This window comes from Ruixingdingia sedimenti (assembly GCF_031432425.1).
In the GTDB taxonomy this organism is placed as follows: domain Bacteria; phylum Pseudomonadota; class Alphaproteobacteria; order Rhodobacterales; family Rhodobacteraceae; genus Ruixingdingia; species Ruixingdingia sedimenti.
On record NZ_JAVKPH010000022.1, the window covers coordinates 52,202 to 69,402 of the forward strand.

At 71.0% G+C, this 17,201-nt stretch carries 16 protein-coding genes and 2 pseudogenes; 16 read left to right on the forward strand and 2 right to left on the reverse strand.

The window, feature by feature from the left end; all coding sequences use genetic code 11:
- Position 1: 1 nt before the first annotated feature.
- From RGD00_RS16405 to RGD00_RS16450, 10 genes are read left to right on the forward strand one after another with little or no spacing between them, the layout of a single operon-like run.
- Positions 2–835 carry an alpha/beta fold hydrolase gene (locus tag RGD00_RS16405; protein ID WP_310458371.1) on the forward strand — a complete coding sequence of 278 codons (834 nt, stop codon included), beginning with the start codon at positions 2–4 and terminating at the stop codon, positions 833–835.
- Complete coding sequence (locus RGD00_RS16410) at positions 832–1,746, forward strand: VOC family protein (protein WP_310458372.1); 915 nt, start codon at positions 832–834, stop codon at positions 1,744–1,746. The genes RGD00_RS16405 and RGD00_RS16410 overlap by 4 nt, the downstream gene beginning before the upstream one ends.
- Positions 1,746–2,534: an SDR family oxidoreductase gene (locus RGD00_RS16415; protein ID WP_310458373.1), complete on the forward strand. Its 789-nt coding sequence runs from the start codon at positions 1,746–1,748 to the stop codon at positions 2,532–2,534. The genes RGD00_RS16410 and RGD00_RS16415 overlap by 1 nt, the downstream gene beginning before the upstream one ends.
- 10 nt (positions 2,535–2,544) lie before the next feature.
- Complete coding sequence (locus RGD00_RS16420) at positions 2,545–4,227, forward strand: thiamine pyrophosphate-binding protein (protein WP_310458374.1); 1,683 nt, start codon at positions 2,545–2,547, stop codon at positions 4,225–4,227.
- Positions 4,228–4,231: 4 nt separating this feature from the next.
- Complete coding sequence (locus RGD00_RS16425) at positions 4,232–5,050, forward strand: aspartate dehydrogenase (RefSeq protein ID WP_310458375.1); 819 nt, start codon at positions 4,232–4,234, stop codon at positions 5,048–5,050.
- Positions 5,051–5,059: 9 nt separating this feature from the next.
- Positions 5,060–6,559 (forward strand): aldehyde dehydrogenase, encoded by a 1,500-nt coding sequence (locus tag RGD00_RS16430; RefSeq protein ID WP_310458376.1) that lies wholly within the window; start codon positions 5,060–5,062, stop codon positions 6,557–6,559.
- Positions 6,559–7,794 carry an FAD-dependent oxidoreductase gene (locus RGD00_RS16435; protein WP_310458377.1) on the forward strand — a complete coding sequence of 412 codons (1,236 nt, stop codon included), beginning with the start codon at positions 6,559–6,561 and terminating at the stop codon, positions 7,792–7,794. The genes RGD00_RS16430 and RGD00_RS16435 overlap by 1 nt, the downstream gene beginning before the upstream one ends.
- Positions 7,791–8,258, forward strand: coding sequence for a flavodoxin domain-containing protein (locus RGD00_RS16440; RefSeq protein WP_310458378.1), 468 nt, complete (start codon positions 7,791–7,793; stop codon positions 8,256–8,258). The genes RGD00_RS16435 and RGD00_RS16440 overlap by 4 nt, the downstream gene beginning before the upstream one ends.
- The gene (locus tag RGD00_RS16445; RefSeq protein WP_310458379.1) at positions 8,258–8,857 is read left to right on the forward strand and encodes a pentapeptide repeat-containing protein; all 600 of its coding nucleotides are present in this window, start codon (positions 8,258–8,260) and stop codon (positions 8,855–8,857) included. Before RGD00_RS16440 ends, RGD00_RS16445 begins: the two co-directional genes overlap by 1 nt.
- 14 nt (positions 8,858–8,871) lie before the next feature.
- Positions 8,872–10,011, forward strand: a complete 1,140-nt coding sequence (locus RGD00_RS16450) for an FAD-dependent monooxygenase (protein WP_310458380.1) — start codon at positions 8,872–8,874, stop codon at positions 10,009–10,011.
- Positions 10,012–10,293: 282 nt separating this feature from the next.
- Here RGD00_RS16450 and RGD00_RS16455 read toward each other — a convergent pair whose 3' ends face one another.
- Positions 10,294–11,106, reverse strand: coding sequence for an IclR family transcriptional regulator (locus tag RGD00_RS16455; RefSeq protein WP_310458381.1), 813 nt, complete (start codon positions 11,104–11,106; stop codon positions 10,294–10,296).
- A gap of 164 nt (positions 11,107–11,270) precedes the next feature.
- Here RGD00_RS16455 and RGD00_RS16460 point away from each other — a divergent pair, with 164 nt between their 5' ends.
- The 6 genes and pseudogenes from RGD00_RS16460 (at position 11,271) to RGD00_RS16480 (ending at position 16,894) form a co-directional block, all read left to right on the forward strand.
- Positions 11,271–11,846: a helix-turn-helix domain-containing protein gene (locus RGD00_RS16460; protein ID WP_310458382.1), complete on the forward strand. Its 576-nt coding sequence runs from the start codon at positions 11,271–11,273 to the stop codon at positions 11,844–11,846.
- 230 nt (positions 11,847–12,076) lie between these two features.
- Positions 12,077–13,269 (forward strand): annotated as a pseudogene (locus RGD00_RS16465) (hydantoinase/oxoprolinase family protein).
- Positions 13,270–13,278: 9 nt separating this feature from the next.
- Entirely contained in the window at positions 13,279–13,869 is a 591-nt protein-coding gene (locus tag RGD00_RS16470; RefSeq protein ID WP_310458383.1) for a hydantoinase/oxoprolinase family protein, read from the forward strand.
- Positions 13,866–14,891, forward strand: coding sequence for a hydantoinase B/oxoprolinase family protein (locus RGD00_RS16475; RefSeq protein ID WP_310458384.1), 1,026 nt, complete (start codon positions 13,866–13,868; stop codon positions 14,889–14,891). The genes RGD00_RS16470 and RGD00_RS16475 overlap by 4 nt, the downstream gene beginning before the upstream one ends.
- 44 nt (positions 14,892–14,935) lie before the next feature.
- A pseudogene (locus tag RGD00_RS23535) lies at positions 14,936–15,375 on the forward strand (hydantoinase B/oxoprolinase family protein); the annotation flags it as partial.
- 82 nt (positions 15,376–15,457) lie between these two features.
- The gene (locus RGD00_RS16480) at positions 15,458–16,894 is read left to right on the forward strand and encodes an APC family permease (protein WP_310458385.1); all 1,437 of its coding nucleotides are present in this window, start codon (positions 15,458–15,460) and stop codon (positions 16,892–16,894) included.
- A gap of 11 nt (positions 16,895–16,905) precedes the next feature.
- Here the strand turns inward: RGD00_RS16480 and RGD00_RS16485 are convergent, their stop codons facing one another.
- Positions 16,906–17,052, reverse strand: coding sequence for a hypothetical protein (locus tag RGD00_RS16485; protein ID WP_310458386.1), 147 nt, complete (start codon positions 17,050–17,052; stop codon positions 16,906–16,908).
- Positions 17,053–17,201 lie beyond the last annotated feature (149 nt).

Here is a 17,201-nt window from a genome sequence, read left to right on the forward strand (position 1 = left end):
CATGTTCACCGCCCATATCTCCGCCGGTATCGACTACCGCGAGCGGCCCGGCAGCGGCCCGGCGCTGGTCCTGCTGCACGGCATCGGATCGAACGCCACATCCTTCGCGGGCCTCCTGCCGCTGTTGCCGGCGGACTGGCGCGTGCTGGCCTGGAACGCACCCGGCTATGGCGGATCGGCGCCGCTCGGTTCGGACTGGCCGCTGGCCGCCGATTATGCCGGGGCGCTGGCGGGGTGGCTCGACCGGCTCGGCCTCGGGCGGGTGGTGCTGGCGGGTCATTCGCTCGGCGCGCTGATGGCCGGGGCCTTCGCGCTGGCCCATCCGGGGCGGGTGGCGCGGCTGGTGCTCGCCTCGCCCGCGCTCGGCCACGGGATTGCGCCGGGTGCGCCGCTGCCGCCCGCGGCGCAGGGGCGGATCGACGATCTCGCGCGGCTCGGCCCCGCCGCCTTCGCCCGCGCCCGCGCCCCGGCGCTGATCTGCGGGGCGGCGGCGAACCCCGCGCTGGTCGCCGCGGTGGAAACGGGCATGGCCTGCGTCCGCAACCCCGGCTATGCGCAGGCGGTGCGCATGCTGGCCGCCGGCCGGCTGGTCGAGGACGCGGCCCGCCTTGCGGTGCCCACAGAGGTCGTCACCGGCGCCGAGGATGCCGTCACCCCGCCAGAGGGCGCGCGCCGCCTGCACGCCGCCATTCCGCCCGCCCACCGCGGGCCGCTGATCGAGGTGCCCGCCACGGGGCACGCGCTTTACACCCAGGCCCCCCTCGCCTTTGCCGAGGTGCTGGCCCGCCCTGCAACGCCGGACACCGGAACCGGGAAAAAGGAGCAAGCGACATGACCGAGACCGTCCGTGTCGGATCGCTGCGCGGCATCATGATGCGCGGCCCCGGCGTCAGCGCCACACTGCCCTTCTACGAGGATATGTGGGGCCTCAGCCTGTCCCATGCCGAGGACGGCCTCGCGCTGTTGCGCGGCACGGGGACGGAACCCTTCCTCTACGGCCTCAAGGACGGCCCCGTGTTCGGCATCGAATATGTCCATTTCGCCATGCCCGACCGCGCCGCGATGGATGCGCTGCATGCCCAGATCATCGCCCGCGGCCACCGGCCGGTTTCCGCTCCGGGGCCGTTCGACGACTGGGTGGGCGGCTACGGGTTCGAGATGCTCGACCCCGACGACCGCCGCCTGCGGTTCCGCACCGAGGGCCGCAGGGTCGAGGACCAGAACGATTGGGCCAAGCCCCGCAAGGTCAGCCATGTCGTGCTGAACACCCCCGATCTGGAGGGGGTGCAGAAGTTCTACGAGGATGTCCTGGGGTTCCGCACCTCGGATTATTCGGCCGACCAGATGGTCTTTCTGCGCTGCAATTCCGACCACCATTCCATCGCGCTGGTGCGCGGCAATTACCCTTCGGTCAACCATGTCGCCTTCGAGATGCCGACGCTGGACGAATTCATGCGCGGCATCGGCCGGATGCGGCAGAAGGGCCATGTCCCCACCTGGGGCCCCGGCCGCCACGGCCCCGGCAACAACCCCTTCGCCTATTTCGTCTCGCCCTCGGGTTTCGTGATCGAGTTCACGTCCGAATTGCAGCAGATCGACGAGGCGACGCACGAACCGAAGGTCTGGTCGCGCACCGACCCCGAGGCGATGGACCGCTGGATGACGGCGGGCCCGCCCACCCCGGCGCAGCGCGCGGTGATGCAGGGCCGGCCCGACCCGGGCTTTCCCGAACTGAGGGCGAAGTGATGGACTACGGCTATCGGGGAAAGGTCGCGGTCGTCACCGGCGGTTCTTCCGGCATCGGGCTGGCCACCGTGCGGTTGCTGCTGGACCAGGGGGCGAAGGTCGCCTTCTGCGCCCGCAACGAGGGGCGGTTGCAGGATGTGGCCCATCTGCTGACCCGCGACCATGGCGAGGACCGGGTGTTCGCCCGCGCGCTGTCGGTGCTCGACCGCGATGCCGTGGGCGCCTTCGCCGCCGAGGTGGCGGCGCGGTTCGGCGGCTGCGACCTGCTGGTCAACAACGCGGGGCAGGGCCGGGTGTCCACCTTCGCGGATACCGGCGACGACGACTGGCGCGCGGAATACGACCTGAAGCTGTTCAGCCAGATCCATCCGATCCGCGCTTTCCTGCCGTCCCTGCGCCAAAGCCGCGGCGCCATCGTCGCCGTCAACTCGCTTCTCGCCTATCAGCCCGAACCGCACATGGTCTGCACCTCTTCGGCGCGGGCGGGGGTGCAGAACCTGCTCAAGTCCCTGAGCGTCGAATTCGCGCCCGAGGTGCGGGTGAATTCGGTCCTGCTCGGCCTCGTGGAATCGGGCCAGTGGACCCGCCGCTTCGCCGAACGCGAGGACCAGAGCCAGAGCCGCGCCGAATGGTACGGCAACCTGGCGGCGAAGAAGGGCATTCCGCTCGGCCGTCTCGGCGACCCGGCAGAGGCCGCCGCCGCCATCGCCTTTCTCGGCTCCAGAGCCGCCAGCTACATCACCGGTGCCCAGCTCGACGTGTCGGGCGGCCTGGCCCGCCATATCTGAGGGATCCCCCATGCTTCTCGCCCCCATCGACGAGACCGAGACCGCCACCGAGACCGTCGGCGACTTCATCGCCCGCTACCTTGCGGAAATCGGCGTCAGGACGATCTTCGGCGTCATCTCGATCCACAACATGCCGATCCTCGACGCCGTGGCCCGGCAGGGCCGCATCCGCTTTGTCCCCGCGCGGGGCGAGGCGGGGGCGATGAACATGGCCGATGCCTATGCCCGCGTCACCGGGGGGCTCGGCGTCTGCATGACCTCGACCGGCACCGCCGCGGGCAATGCCGCGGGCGCCCAGGCCGAGGCACTGACCGCAGGTTCGCCCGTGCTGCACATCACCACCCAGGTGGATCTGGAATTCGCCGACCGCGACCGCGCCGCCATCCACGACGTGCCCCGCCAGCCGGAAATGCTGCGCGGCGTGTCCAAGGCCGTGTTCCGCATGTGGGATGCGAACGGCGCCATCGGCGCGCTGACCGCCGCCGTTTCGGCCGCGCTGTCCGCCCCGGCGGGGCCGGTCAGCCTGGAAATCCCGGTGGACGTGCAGCGCACGACCGCGCGCGGCGCGACACGCATCCATGCGCCCCGCCCGACCCGGCCGACCGCCCCCGATGCCGTCATCGACGAGATCGCCGAACTGGTCCGTCAGGCCCGCAGGCCGCTTTTGTGGCTGGGCGGGGGCGCGCGCGGCGCGGGGGCGGAGGCGGCCGAACTTCTGCGCCGGGGCTTCGGCGTCGTCACCTCGACCAACGGCCGCGCCATCGTGTCCGAGGAAGAGCCCGGCAACCTCGGCGCCTTCAACATGACGCCCGAGGCGGCGGAGCTTTACGCGACCTGCGATCTGATGATCGTCGCGGGGTCGCGCCTGCGCGGCAACGAGACGCGCAACAACCAGATGCCGTTGCCGCGCCGGCTGATCCAGATCGACGCCGATGCGGCGCAGGGCGGACGCAACTATCCGGTCGAGATCTTCGCCCATGGCGATGCCGCCGACAGCCTGCGCCGCCTGCTGGACCGGCTGCCCGCGCGGCTCGACACCGATCCGGACCTGCCCTTCGACATCGCCCGCACCCGGGTGCTGTCCGAGGGCCGGATGCGCGACCAGCTGGGCCCCTACGGCGCCGTGGCCGATGCGCTGGCCGAACGGGTCGCGGCGGGCCGCCACCCCTGGGTGCGCGATGTGACGATCTCGAACTCGACCTTCGGCAACCGCTATGTCCGTATCGCGGAACCGCGCCATGGTGTGCATGCGCTCGGCGGCGGGATCGGGCAGGGGGTGGCGATGGGCATCGGCGCGGCCTTGGGGGGCGAGGCCAAGGCGATCACGCTGCTCGGCGATGGCGGCACGATGCTGGGCCTGGCAGAGATGATCACCGCGGTGGATGAAAACGCTCCGGTCGTCTACGTGCTGATGAACGATCAGGCCTATGGCGTGATCCAGAACATCCAGGATGCGCAATACGACAGCCGCCGGCATTATTCCAAGATCGCCGTCCCGGATTTCGCCGGTTTCTGCCGGTCCATCGGGATGCCCCATGCCGTGGTGCGCGATGTCGCGGATTTCCCGGCGGCGCTGGATGCGGCGCTGGCGGCCGCGGGGCCGCAGGTGGTCGAGGTGGACATGATCGCCATCGGCCCCTTCGCCCAGTCCTTTTCCGGCCCGCCCGCCGGGGCCGCGGGCAACAAGGTCTGACGCCATGCGCCTGGGTCTCATCGGTTTCGGCAATATCGCCACGGCGCTTCTGGATCTTCTGGCGCGGGGCGGGCCTCTGGACCATCTGGCGGTGCTGGTGCTGCCCGGGATGGAGGCGGACGCCCGCCGCCGGCTGGAGGGCGATCTGGCCGGCGCCGCCCGCAGCCATGCCGTCGTCACGGATGCGGCCGCCCTGCTGGCCGAACGGCCGGGCCTCGTGGTCGAATGCGCGGGCCATGCGGCGGCGCAGGCCCATGTGCCCGCGGTGCTGCGCGCGGGCGTCGATGTGATCCTCGTGTCCATCGGCGCGCTGGCCGATCCGGCGCTGGAGGCCGCGCTGCGCGCCGCGGCGGCCGAAGGGGGCGCGCGGCTGGTCCTGCCGGCGGGCGCGGTCGGCGCCATCGACCTTCTGTCGGCGCTCGGCGCGGGGGGCGGGGTGAAGGTGCGCTACCGCGGCGCGAAACCGCCCGCCGCCTGGGCCGGCACGCCGGCGGCCGGGATGCTCGACCTCGGCGCGCTGACCGAGGCGCGGGTGTTCTTCACCGGCACCGCGCGCGAAGCCGCGACCGCCTATCCCAGGAACGCGAATGTCGCCGCCACGCTGGCGCTGGCGGGGGCGGGGTTCGAGGAAACGCAGGTCGAACTGGTCGCCGATCCGGCCGCGCCCGGCAATGTGCACGAATACACCGTCGCCTCGCCGCTGGCCAACTACACGATCCGTATCGAGAACAGGCCGTCCGAGGGCAATGCCAAGACCTCGGCCACGACGATCTACAGCGTGCTGCGCGAAATCCGCAACCGCCTCGGCCCCGTCGCCATCTGAGGGAAAGCCATGCTGCAACAAGCCATTTCCGACCTGCCAGAGGGCAAGCTGTTCATCGGCGGCGAATGGGAAACCGGCACCGGGGCCGCGATCACATCGGTCTTTCCGGCCGACGGGTCGGTGAACCGCGTGTTCGCCGGGGCGTCCGCGGCCGATGGCCTGCGCGCCATCGAACGCGCGCGGGCGGCGCAGGCCGATCCGGCCTGGCGCGGCCTGCGCGCGCATGAACGCGCCCGCCTGCTGGCCCGCATCGCCGACGGGATCGAGGCGAACGCCGACCGCATCGCGCGCATCCAGACGCTCGACACCGGCAAGACGCTGCGGGAAACCCGGGCGCTGGCCGCCTCTGCCGCCGGAACCTTCCGCTATTTCGCCGCGGTGCTGGAAACCGCGGACGAGGCGTTGACGGTGCAGCGGGGCGAGGCGCTGACGGCCTCTGTCCACGAACCCCTGGGCCTTGTCGCGGCCATCACGCCCTGGAATTCGCCCATCGCCTCGGACGCGCAGAAGGTCGCGCCCGCGCTTGCAGCGGGCAATGCGGTGCTGTTGAAGCCCGCCTCCTGGTCGCCGCTGGTCAGCCTGGAACTGGCCCGTATCGTGGCCGCGGCGGGGCTGCCCAAGGGGCTGTTTTCGGTGCTGCCCGGCGCGGGGCGCGAGATCGGCAACCTGCTGGTCGAACATCCCGACATCGCCAAGGTCAGCTTTACCGGCGGCACCGAAACGGGGCGCGCGCTGGCGCGCAAGGCGGCGGAAAAGCTGATGCCGGTGTCGCTGGAACTGGGGGGCAAGTCGCCCACCATCGTATTCGACGACGCCGACATCGACCTTGCGGTGGCCGGGGTGCTTTACGGCATCTTTTCGTCCAGCGGGCAAAGCTGCATCGCGGGATCGCGGCTGTTCGTGCAGCGCGGCATCCATGACGCCTTCGTCGCGCGCCTCGTCGCCGCGACGGAACGGTTGCGCGTGGGCCATCCCTTCGACGATGCGACGCAGGTGGCGCCGCTGATCCATTTCGACCACCGCGATGCCGTCGCCGCCCATGTCGCCGCCGCCCGGGCAGAGGGGGCGTCCGTCCTGACCGGCGGACGCGCGCCCGGGGGCGGGCTCTACGACAGGGGCGCCTATTACCTGCCGACGATCCTTGCCGGGATGGACAACACCGCCCGCATCTGCCGGGAGGAGGTGTTCGGCCCGGTCCTTGCCGTGCTGCCCTTCGAGGACGAGGCCGAGGTGATCGCCAAGGGCAACGACAACGCCTATGGCCTGGCCTGCGGCATCTGGACCCGCGATTTCCCCCGGGCCTGGCGCGTGGGCCGGGCGCTGCGCACCGGCACCGTCTGGATCAACACCTACAAGCAATTCTCGATCTCGACCCCCTTCGGCGGCGAAAAGGACAGCGGCATGGGCCGCGAAAAGGGCCGCGACGGGATCCGCGCCTATATGGCGCAGAAATCCGTCTACACCGATCTGTCCGGGCGGCCGCTGCCCTGGGCCGGGGGGGCGGTGTGATGCCCGCCTCGGTCGCCATCGTGGGGGCGGGCCCCTCGGGCTGCTATCTGGCGCAGGCGCTGCTGAAGGCGCGGCCGGGGCTGAAGGTCGATCTGATCGACCGCCTGCCGGTGCCCTACGGTCTTGTCCGCTACGGCGTGGCCGCCGACCATCAGGGAACCAAGGCCATCACCCGCCAGTTCGAGCGGCTGTTCGAACGGCAGGGCGCGGGCTTCATCGGCAATCTGGCGGTGGGCGAGGACATCGCGCTGGACGACCTGCGCGCGGCCTATGACGCCGTGGTGCTGGCCGCGGGCCTGTCGGCCGACCGCCGTCTGGGCATCCCCGGCGAGGGGCTGGCGGGCGTCGCCGGGGCGGGGGCTGTGACCCGCGCGCTCAACGAACATCCCGATGCGGCGCCGCTGCCGCCGCTTGGCCGGCATGTGATCGTCATGGGCAACGGCAATGTCGCCATCGACCTGATCCGGCTGCTGGCCAAGGGCGCGGACGAACTGGCGGGCACCGATCTCGGCCCCGGGCCGACCGCCTGGCTGACCGCGGCGCCGGTGGAAACGATCACCATCGTCGGCCGGTCGGCGGCGGCGCAGGCCAGGTTCGACCCGGTGATGGTGAAGGAACTGCACCGCCTGTCCCATGCCGCGATCCGGGTGGAAAACCCCGGCACCGCCGCGGATGCAGAGGGGCAGAAGCGGCTGGACGCGCTCGCCGCCATCGACGGCACCGGGCAGGGGCCGCGGCGGATCGTCTTCCGCTTCGGCCTGACGCCGGTGGCGCTGGAGGGCGAAGGGGGCCGCATCGCCGCCGTGCGGTTCCGCGATGGCGCGGGGGCCGAGGTGACGCTGCCCTGCGACACCTTCCTGACCGCGATCGGCTTCGACGGTTGCGCGAACCTGTCGCGCGATGCGCTGCTGGCCGCGGCGCCCGACCGCGCGGCGGGGGTGCTGGGTCCCGGGCTTTACGCGACCGGCTGGTTCCGGCGCGGCCCGCGCGGCACCATCCCCGACAACCGCGCCGACGCGCAGGCGCTGGCCGCCCGCATCCTTGCCGATCTGGGCGACGGCGACGGCGGCAGGCCGGGGCTCGGCCCCGCCGCCGGCCGTGTGGATCACGCGGGCTGGATGCGCATCGACGCGGCGGAAATCGCCCGCGCCCCCGCCGACCGCTGCCGCCGCAAGGTGGCCGACCGCCAGGAGATGCTGACCCTGGCCCTGCAAACCGAGGAGAACGCCGGATGAACATCACCGTCCTTTACGGAACCGAAACCGGCAATGCCGAGATGCTGGCCGAGGATGTCGTGGCCCATCTGGGCGCCGGCCATGACGTCGCCTGCACCAACCTGTCGGATTTCGCCCCCGGCGACTTTACGCCGGACCGGTTCTATCTGGTCATCTGCTCGACCTATGGCGACGGCGAACTGCCGGCCTCGGCCAAGCCCTTCGCCGCGGCGATGGAGGCGGAAAGGCCCGATCTTTCGGGCATCCATTTCGCCATCTTCGGTCTGGGCGATACCGAATACGACACGACCCACAACTTCGGCAGCCGGATCATCGCCGACCTTCTGACCGGGCAGGGCGCCACGCAGGTCGGCCCCCGCGTCACGCATGACGCCTCGGGCAGCGAGATGGCCGAGGATCTGGCGATGGACTGGGCCGATGCCGCGGTCGCGCTGGCGCGGGACCGGATCGGGGAGGCGGCGTGATGCGCGCGGCCGAGATCGCGACGCTTCTGTCGGTGCCGTGGCGGCACGGCGCGCATGTCGATCTGGCGGGCGTGACCTGCGAGGGGATGCTCGACCTCGCGGGGCGCGACCTGCCGGGGGTCGATTTTTCGGGCGCCAGCTTTCCGCAGGGCATCGACGCCCGGGGCGCGCGGTTCCTTGGGCTCGCCTGGTTCCGGGGCGCGGCCATCGGCGGGCAGGCGGCCTTCGCGGGCGCGACCTTCAGCACCGATGCGCGGTTCGAGGATGCGCGGTTCGACCGCCGCGCCGGTTTCGCGGATGCCGAATTCCGCGGCATCGCGCGGTTCGATCATGCCCGTTTCGCCGAGGGCGCGGATTTCGCCCGCGCCGTCGCCTATGGCAACCTGTCGCTGGCCCATGCGCGGTTCGATGCGCCCGCCGTTTTCCGGGGTGCGGATTGCCTGGGCGGGGTCTGGTGCGACAGTGCCGAGTTCGCCGCCGGCACCGATTTCGCGGAGATGGAAATCCATGGCCGGCTGTGGCTGCGCCGCGCGCGGCTGGGCAATGCGCCGCTGGATGCGGGGCGGTTCGCGCTGTCTTTCGGTTACACCTACATCTGAGGGGGAGAAAAGGGATGAGCCTGAACATCGGCATCTGCGGCGGCGGGGTGGGGGGCCTGACGGCGGCCATCGCGCTGATCCGGCAGGGGCACCGCGTCACCCTTCACGAACAGGCGCGCGCCTTCACGCGCATCGGCGCCGACGTGAACCTGACCCCGAACGCCGTCCGCGCGCTCGACCGGCTGGGGATCGGCGAGACGCTGCGCGAGACGGCGGCGCGGCCCGCCTTCCGCATCAGCCGCACCTGGGATACGGGCGAAGAGACCTCGCGCCTGCCGATGGGCGCGGAGGCGGAGGCGAAATACGGCGCGCCGCAGCTGACCATTCACCGGGGCGACCTGCTGCGCGCGCTGGAGGCGCGGGTGCCGGGCGCCGCGATCCGGCTCGACCACAGGGTGACGGGGGTGTCGGGCGGTACGGTGCGCCTCGCCGATGGCTCCAGCGCGCAATATGACGTGGTGATCGGCGCAGACGGCATCCATTCGGCGGTGCGCACGGCGCTGTTCGGCGCCGACAGCCCCCGGTTCACCGGCCTCGTATCCTATCGCGCCGTGGTGCCGCGGGCGGCGGTGGCGGCGGTGCCGAACCTCGACAGTTTTACCAAATGGTGGGGGCCGCAGCCCGATGTGCAGGTCGTCGTCTTTCCGCTGACCCGGGGGGAAGAGGTGTTCATCTTCGCCACCACCCCGCAGGACGACTGGCGCGAGGAAAGCTGGACCATGCCCGGCGACGTGGACGAACTGCGCGCGGTCTACAGCGATTTCCACCCCGAGGTCCGCGCCCTGCTGGCGGCGATCGGATCCGTCACCAAATCGGCGCTTTATGTCCGCGATCCGATGCCGCGCTGGTCGTCGGACCATGCGACGCTTCTGGGCGATGCGGCGCATCCGATGGTGCCCTTCATGGCGCAGGGCGCCTGCATGGCGATCGAGGATGCGGTGGTGCTGTCGCGCGCGCTGGAAGGCGCGGGCCCCGCCGACGTGCCCCTTGCGCTGCGCCGCTACGAGGACGCCCGCCGCGACCGCACCGCGCGGATCCAGCAGGGGTCGCTTGCCAACGACTGGATGAAGGGGCAGGGGAATGCCGATTGGGTCTATGGCTACGACGCCTGGACCGCGCCGCTCGGCCAGCCCGAGGGGGCGGCGCAGGGGTAGGGGAATCTGCGGTCACGGGGCTGCCGCCTGGCCGGGCGGGATGAGGAAACGCATTGCGTTTCCCCCGCCCGTTCGCGCGGCGGTGCCAATAGGGACGGAGATCGTGCGAGTAGTGGGTAGGCCAGCGCCTGCCCCGGCGGGCGAGAAGCGCCCGCCATGGGCGGGGCGGGCGCTGGCCGGGGGCTTTGGGCCCCCGGCCGGGGCAACTCCACGCGCGGGATATGGCGAAGGCACGCGCCTTCGCCAGACAGACCGGGGCGCGAATGCTCCCCGCCGCTTCGGTCATTCGCGATAGCCGAGCGCCTCGGATATCCCCCGCGCGGCCTTGGCCAGCGCCGCCTCGATCTCTGCCAGCCGGGGGCTTTCCGGGGCGAAGACGCTGGCGTGGCCGGTGACGTTGACCGCACCTGCCGCCTGCCCGCGGTGATCGCGCACGAGGGCGGCGGCCGACCCGATCTCGGGCTCGAAATTCGCCATGCTCCACGCGATGCCGAGCGTGCGGTCCTCTGCCAGCTGCGCCTCGAGGTCGGCCAGCGTCGTGCGCGTCCTTTCGCTGTAGGCCTCGAGCGGGATCCCCGCATAGCGCGCGCGCACCTCCGCCACCGGCAGGTCGGCCAGCAGGACGCGCCCGATGGTGGTCGCATGCGCCGGCAGCCGGGTTCCCTCGCGCACATTGCTGGCCAGATGCGAATTCGGCGTGACCCGCGCCAGATAGACGATCTCGCGCCCCTCGAGGATCCCAAGATGCGCCGAAAGGTGCAACTCGCGCACCAGTTCGGCCAGGAAGGGCAGGGCGACCTGCGCGATGGCCCGGCCGTGCAGCGCCTCGGCCGCCAGCGTGATCAGGCCGGTTCCCAGCCGGTAGCCCCCGTCGTCGGGAATGGCCTCGATCATCTTTTCGTCTTCCAGCGTCGCCAGAAGCCGGATCAGCGTCGTGCGGTTGATGCCCGTCGCCTTGGCGGCATGGCTGATGTTGCGGCAGCGGTTCCCGGCCGCGATATGCCGCAGCAGGGTGAAGGCGCGCGCCACCGGCGGCGCGCCATAGGCGGTTTCCTGTTCCGTATCCGGTGAGGTGAGGGTCACAATATTGAACATCCTTGATCTTATCTGAACACTATCGCCCCGGCGGGCATGGAATGCAATGGCGGCAGGGGTTCGGAGGCGCCTTGCCGGAGGAAAATTGCAGTGACACCACAATTCCTTGACGCCAGCCCTGGATCCGACGGAATTGCACCCATACCGCAATTCTGGAGGCCCGGATGAATCTGCCCACGGGCGCGCAGGCGCCGGCCCTGGCGAAACGGCTGCGCGAAAGGCGCAAGCATCTCGGGCTGACGCTCAAGGACGTGGCGGCGCTTTCGGGGTTGTCCTTCAGCTTCATCTCTCAGGTCGAACGGGGGCGGACGCTGCCGTCGATCACCTCGCTTGTCGCGCTGTCCAAGGCGCTTGGGGCCTCCATCAACATGTTCCTCGACCAGCCGAAAAGCGACTCCATCGACACCCGCCGGGCCTGTGCCCCGGGGCCGAGCGCGGCGCGCTATGAACGGCTTTCGACCAGGTTCCCCGGCAGCATCCTGAACGGTTCCATCATCACCGAACCGCCCGGGCGCAAGACCGAACCCATGGCGCACGAGGGCGAGGAACTGATCTACATCCTCGACGGTTCGCTGACGGTGGAGGTCGCGGGGCAGGTCTATGTGCTGGAAGAGGGGGATTCGCTGCATTTCGATTCCACCCGCAAGCATCTGACCTGGAACCATACCGACCAGCCGGCGCGCATGCTGCATGCCTGTACGATGGACTATTTCAACGACGATGACGAGCGGCTCCGATGACGGCATGCGGGGCGGCCCCGTGACCTGATCCGGCGATCTTCAATCCAGCGCATCCAACCGATCGGTCCCGCCCCGCGCGGGGCGATGGCGCCTGCCGATCCAGCAGCCAGGCAGAACGATGATCCGCAGCATCCCGAAGCCGAGACCCCGGAAAGGGCGGGCCCGCGCCCTGATCCGCCCGTTCCGGCAACGGGACATGGCCGGAAGCGCCATGGCGATGCCGGGCTGCCTTGGCGGCGGGGGCGCTTGTCACCACGGCGGGGTTCGGGGATGTGCTGTTTCTGGGCCGGGCCGAGAACCGCGATATATGGAGCCTGACGCCGGCGCGGCGGGTTCCGCTGGTGCAGCCTGCCGATATCCGCACCGTCCCCGGGCGGCTGTGCCGTGACGGCCGTGTGCAGATCCCGCCCGACCCCGCCGATGCGCACCGGATCCCCGACGGGCTGGCGGCCGAGGGGATCGCAAGCGTCGCGGTCTGTTTCCTGCACGCCCACCGGAACCCGGTGCACGAACTGGCGTTCCGGCGCCTTCTGGGGGCCCGGCTGCCCGGCGTGTCGGTCGTGCTGTCGCACGAGATTGCGCCGGAGCAGGGCGAATACGAGCGCAGTTCCAGCGCGGTGGCGACGGCCTATGTGGCCCGCAGCGTCGAAAGCTATCTGGCCGCCCTGGGGCGCGCCTTGCAGGACAGGGCCTGCCCGGCGCCGCTGCATGTCATGCGGTCGGGCGGGGGGATCTGTGCGGCGGCCCTCGTGGCCCGGCAGCCCATCCAGACGATCCTGTCCGGCCCGGCCGGCGGCGTGGTCGCGGCGCGGGCGATTTCGCGGGCGCTGGATCGGCCGAACCTGATCGCCCTCGACATGGGGGCACCTCATCGGACGTGAGCCTTGTCGTCGACGGCCGGATCGCCGTGGCGCCCGAGGCCGAGATCGCGGGGACGGTCCTGCGGATGCCGATGGTCGAGATGCACACCATCGGCGCGGGCGGCGGCTCGGTCGCGCGGGCCGAGGCGGGCGGGCTGCGCGTCGGCCCGGTCAGCGGGGGGGCGGATCCCGGCCCGGCCTGCTATGGGCTGGGGGGCAGGCGGCCCACCGTCACGGATGCGCAGCTGCTTCTGGGCCGGATCGACCCGGAGGAGTTTCTGGGCGGGCGGATGCGGCTGGACCTGTCCGCCGCCCGGACCGCCATGGGGGCGCTGGCCGCGGATCTGGGGATCGGCGTCGAGGCGGCGGCGGAAGGCGTGCTGGCGGTGGCGGATGCGATGATGGCGAATGCCATCCGCACCCTGGCCATGCGGCGCGGGATCGACCCGCGCGGGTTCTCCTTGCTGGCCTTCGGCGGGGCGGGGCCGCTGCACGGCGTGGCGCTGGCCGAGGAACTGGGCATCGGCGAGGTGATCGTGCCCTTCGGCCCGGGCGTCCTGTAGGCTTGGGGGATGCTGCATGCCGACATCCGCCACGATGTGTCGTTGCCGCTGGAAGGGCTGGCCGGGGGCCCGGGGGCGGCGGCGATGCTGGCGCGGGCCGAGGGCCGGTTGCGCGCGCGCGGGCAGGCGCTGCTGGCGGACGAAAGCGTCGTGCCGGGCGGACACGATTGTCGGCTTGCCGTGGACATGCGGTATCGCGGGCAGGCGCATGCCCTGCCGGTGCCCTTGGGCGATCCGGCGGCGCTGGCGCGCGATTTCCACGACCGCTATCGCCGGCAGTTCGGCCATGCAATGCCCGAGGCCCCCGTGGAACTGGTGCAGATGCGCCTTGCCGCGGTCGGCCGGATCGGGGGCCGGGTCTGCGACCCCGATCCGCCCGCCGCCGCCTGCGCCGCGCGGGCGGACCGCCGCCGGCCCGTGTCGGTCGCGGGGCGGGCGCATAGGGCGCGCATCGTCCACCGCGACGGCATCGGGCGGGGCGATGCCGTGACCGGCCCCGCGATCATCCCCGAGGCGGGCGCGACCACCTTCGTGCCGCTGGGCTGGACCGCCCGCCGGGAACGGTTCGGGGCCCTGGTCATCAGGAGGACCCCGGCATGACCGTGGATGTCGTGACGACAGAGATCGTCCGCAACCTGCTTCTTTCCGCGGCCGAGGACATGCTGGCGGTGCTGTGCCGTTCGGCCTTCCAGCCGCTGATCTACGAAAACGGCGATGCCGCGGCCGCCCTGCTGGACAGGAACTGCGATGTGCTGGGCCAGTCCAGCGGGCTGCCGCTGTTTCTCGGCAGTCTGGACCAGGCGGTGCGCGAGGCCCCGCGGATCCGGGGCGGGCCGGGCTGGTTGCGCGAGGGGGATATCGCCTTGCTCAACGATCCCTATATCCAGGGCGCGCATCTCACCGATGTCACGATGTTCGCGCCTCTTTATCTGGAAGGCGAACTGGCGGGCTATGTCGCGGTGCGGGCGGATGTCACCGACATCGGCGGCCGCGACCCCGGCGGCGGCACCGCGACGACCGAGGTCTATCAGGAAGGGATCCGCCTTGGCCCGACCCGGATCGCCACCGCCGACGGCCCGGTCGGGGCCATCCTCGATATCCTCCGCCGCAACAGCCGCAGCGCGGATCTGCTGATCGGCGACCTCAATGCCATGATCGCCGCTTGCCGCACCGGCCGGCAGCGGATGGCAGAGATCGTCCGCCGCTTCGGCCTGCCGGTCATCGAGGCGTGCCGGGACCGGATCTTCCGGCAAAGCGAAGAGGCCGACCGCGCGGCGGTGGGGGCCATTCCCGATGGGGTCTACGAGGGGCGGGGCTTTCTGGACAACGATGGCGTCGATCTGGAAAGGCCGGTGCCGGTCGCGATCAGGATCATCGTCGCGGGCGAACGGATGGCCATCGACCTGACCGAAAGCCCGGATGCGACCCGCGGCCCGGTCAACTGCGGGCGCGCGCAGACCGTCGCCGCGATGCGCGTGGCCTGCAAGATGCTGCTGGCGCCGGACCGGCCGTTCGACGGCGGTTGCTTTCGCAATATCGCGATCCCGGCTCGGCCCGGCTCGATGCACGATGCGCAGGAACCGGCGCCCTGCGCCTGGTACTCGCCTCTTTCGGGCTGCTGATCGGCCTTTTCATCAGCGCCTTCGCCGCCGTCCTGCCCGACAGGGTGACGGCGGCGCAGTTCGGCGACTCGATGATCACCTGTTTCGCCGGCCGCGGCCCCCGCCACCCGGACCGCGACTGTCTGTGCGTCGAGGCCCATGCGGGCGGCTGGGGCGCCTCGGCCCGGTTTTCCAGTGCGGATGGCGTGATCAACCTGCTGAACGGCAGCTTCCGCAACACGCCGGTCGAGGCGTTCGAGGAACGCTATCCGATCCGCGTGACCGAATATGCGTTCCGCCGCGGGTCGGGCGGCGAGGGCTGCACCGGGGCGGCTGCGGGATCGTGCGGGGGTACGAGTTCTTCGCGCCGACGGAGGTCTATCTCTGGTTCGACCGTTCCGTCACCCCGGCCTGGGGGCTGGCGGGGGGCGGGGCGGGGTTGCCCGCGCGGGTCGAGATCGCAGGCAGCGTCGAGCGGGAAGATCTGCGCAAGGCGAACGGCATCCGGCTGGCGCCGGGTGACCGCCTGCGGGTCATGACCGGCGGTGGCGGCGGCTATGGCAAGGCCGCAGGGGGGGAGCGGGGGAATGACGGCCCTGAACAGCCAAGACCGGGCCCGGGCGGCAGGGGGCGGCCTTTCGGCGCGCCATGCGGTGTTCTTCGTCGTGGCCGCCGCCGCGCCACTGGGTTTTGCCGTCGGCTCCACGCCGCTTGCGCTCGGCGCGGGGGGTATCGGGACTGCGGGCATGTTTCTGGTCGTCGGGATGTTCCTCGCGATCTTCGCCGCCGGCTATACCGCGATGGCGCGTTTCATCCCCGATGCGGGGGCGTTCTTTTCCTTCATCGCTGTCGGGATCGGACGGCCGCCGGGCCTGGGCGCGGCCTTCGTCGCCATTCTGGCCTATGCCGTGGCCGCGACCGCCTCCATCGGCCCGTTCGCGGTCTTCGCCAGCCAGGCGACCGCCACGTTCCTGGGTGTCGGGACGCCGTGGCAGGTCTGGGCGGGCGTGGCGATGGCGGCGATGGGCGTCCTGGGGGTGCTGAATGTCGAACTGAACATGCGGGTGCTCGGCCTGATCCTGCTGGTCGAGGTGGCGCTATTTGCCGTCCTGTCGGTCGCCATCATCGGGACCGGCGGTGCAGAGGGCCTGTCGCTGCACGCCTTCCGCCCCGACACCATCGCCGGCGGCGAGATCGGCGTCGTGCTTCTGGTCGTCTTCGCGGCCTTCGCGGGGTTCGAGGCCACCGCCCTCTTCCGCGAAGAGGTGCGCGACCCGGAAGGCGCGATCCGCAGGGCGACCTATGGCGCCATCGGGGCGATCGCCATCTTCCACGCCGTCGTGACCTGGGCGATCATCGCGGCCTTCGGCGATGCCGCGGCCGTCCAGGTGGCGCACGACAGGCCGACGGACATGTTCGCCCTCGCCGCGGGCACCCATGTCGGCGCGGGTTTCGCCGATCTGCTGGTGCTTTTCGTCGCCGGCAACTGGTTCGCCTCGATCCTCGCCTTCCACAACGCCACGGCGCGATACCTTTTCGTTCTGGGGCGGGACGGGGTGATCGGCCGGGTCTTTGCGGCGCGGTCCGCGAAAACCGGGGCGCCCTGGGTGGCGAGCCTGTCGCACACTCTTTTCGCCGCCGCCGTCCTGCTGTTCTGCGTCGTGCGGGATCTCGACCCCTATCTGGATCTTTTCGTCATCGGCTGCGTTCCGGCCGCGGTCAGCATTCCGGCGATGGAATTGCTGACGGCCTGCGCCATATTCGCCTTCTTCCGGCGCGACCGGCGCGGCACCGGCCTGTGGCAGGGCAGGATCGCCCCGGCGATCTCGGTCGCGGCATTGGGCATCATCGTCTGTCTGGTGCTGACCAACCTGCCGATGTTCACCGGCCGGACCGGCGCGATCAACTGGATCCTGCCGGGCCTGAACCTGATGGTGTTCCTCGCCGGGATCGCCCGGGCCTATTGGATGCGGACGCATCGGCCGGGGGATTATCACCGGATCGGCCGATGGGGAAAGGAATAGCCGTTCCCGGGTCAGATCAGCGGCTCGCGCAACATCGCCAGAACGAAAGGGTCGAGGTCGCCCTGGGGCAAAAGCCCGCCCCGGCGCGCATATTCCAGGATCGACTCTCCCTCGGGGATCTTCCTGAAAACGATCCGCGATGAAACGACCGGCCGCATGCGCCGGCTGTCCGTCGAAAGAACCATTCCCGTCATGTAGAGCGGATGCGCCGCCGTCGGGGGCGTGAGGATGGCTCTGTTGCACAAATCGGCTGAGGGCCGGAGTTCCCCTTTCCCCGGACAGACTTATCCTGTGACTTCCGTGATGG